Annotated in this window: 1 protein-coding gene; it reads left to right on the top strand. The window is 69.4% G+C overall.

The annotated features are described in order from the left end of the window. The first annotated feature begins 139 nt into the window (after positions 1-139). Positions 140-1,507, top strand: coding sequence for a sigma-54 dependent transcriptional regulator (locus tag VIB55_RS15555; protein WP_331877577.1), 1,368 nt, complete (start codon positions 140-142; stop codon positions 1,505-1,507). Positions 1,508-1,928: the final 421 nt, after the last annotated feature.

Genomic DNA, 1,928 nt, shown 5'->3' with positions numbered 1-1,928 from the left:
CCGCGGCATGCGCCACAGTCAGCCGAGGCGCGGATGGTATGGGTCCGCGCAGGATGTTCCCGGCAGTAGCGCCCCGATCTTGCGTCTGCCCCGACCGTAGTGCCGTTCTGACCGTAGTTACCGTTCTGACCGCGATCCCGTGAGCGAACCCAAGATCCTCATCGTCGACGACGAGGTCGGCATCCTCGACACCCTGCGCATCCTGCTGAAGCGCGAGGGCTTCCAGGTGGAGACGGCCGTCGGTGGCCAGGCGGGCATCGACCGCATCGCCGACGTGCGCCCCGACGTGGTGCTTTCCGACGTGCGGATGCCCGGCGTCGGCGGGCTGGAGGTGCTGATGGCCGCCAAGGAATCAGACCCCTCCCTCCCCGTCATCCTGATGACTGCGCAGGCGTCGCTGCAGACCGCCATGCGCGCGGTGAACGAGGGGGCGTTCTACTACATCCAGAAGCCCTTCAGCAACGACGAGCTGGTCGCCATCTGCCGCCGCGCCGCCGAGTCGCGCCAGCTGAAGCGCGAAAACCAGGCGCTGAAGACCGAGATCCGCCGCCGCGACCGCTCCGACACCACGCGCCCCATCGGCCGCAGCCGGCGCTTCGTGGACGTGCTGAAGACGGCGGAAACGGTGGCCCCCAGCGACTCCACCGTGCTCATCACCGGCGCCTCGGGAACGGGCAAGGAGGTGCTGGCGCGGTACATCCACACCATCTCCGACCGTGGCGACGGCCCGTTCGTTTCCATCAACTGCGGCGCGCTTCCCGAGAACCTGCTGGAAAGCGAGCTGTTCGGGCACGTGCGCGGCTCGTTCACCGGCGCGGTGCGCGACAAGCAGGGGCTGTTCGTGGCGGCCAAGGGAGGCAGCTTCTTCCTGGACGAGGTGGGCGAAATGTCGCCCGCCCTGCAGGTGAAGCTGCTTCGCGCCCTGCAGGAGCGTGAGGTGATTCCCGTGGGCGCCACGGAGCCGGTGCCGGTGGACGTGCGCATCATGGCGGCTACCAACCGCGACCTGGACGAGGAAATCCGCCGGGGCGGGTTTCGCAGCGACCTGTTCTACCGCTTGAACGTGATCACGCTGCAGCTGCCGGAACTGCAGGAGCGGCCGGAAGACATTCCCATCCTGGCCGAGTTCTTCCTCGACCGCTTCGCCGCCCAGCGCGGGCGCGCCGTGCCGCGCCTTTCCACGGAGGTGCTGGCGCTGCTGCAGAGCTACGACTGGCCCGGCAACGTGCGCGAGCTGGAGAACGCGCTGGAGCGGGCCGCGGTGCTCACGGCGGACGGTGGGGAGATCGGCGCGTCCACGCTGCCGACGCGCATCACCCAGCGCCAGGCGCAGCCGCTGGTGTCGGCCACGCTGCCGCCCAATCCCACGCTGGAGATCGTGGAGCGGGCGTACATCCACTGGGTGCTGCACTCCGAGGGCGGCAACAAGACCAAGGCCGCGGAGGTGCTGGGGATCGACCCGTCGACGCTGTACCGCAAGCTGCAGCGGTACGGGATGGACCAGTAGGTTCCCCCTCCCCCAGCCCCTCCCCCGCAAACTGCGCGGGAGAGGGGGGAACTTCGGTGGGGGTTCGATCGGGGGCTTCGCATGCCGCGGGAGCCCCCTCCCCCCGGCCCCCGTCCCCCGCTGCGCAGGGGAGGGGGAGACCTGAACCGCGCTTCGGACGGATTTGCGCACTCGACTACGCGTGCAGTCCGCGCAGGCGGACTTCGTGATGTTCCAGACGCGGTTTCAACCGCCGCGACCGGGCCAGGGTTGAACGCATCTCCATGCCCGCGCACCGCAACCTCGAAGTGTACCCCCTCTCCCACGCTGTTTGTGGGAGAGGGTGGACGAGCCTAGGCGAGGACGGGTGAGGGCCCCACGGCAGCCGAGGCTTCGGCTACGGTGACCGCTGCCGCGCCCGGGCTTGGAGGTGCCTCAGGCT

The sequence above is a fragment of the Longimicrobium sp. genome, from assembly GCF_036554565.1.
Classification (GTDB): Bacteria; Gemmatimonadota; Gemmatimonadetes; order Longimicrobiales; family Longimicrobiaceae; genus Longimicrobium.
This window is presented reverse-complemented; position numbering and strand designations above follow the sequence as displayed.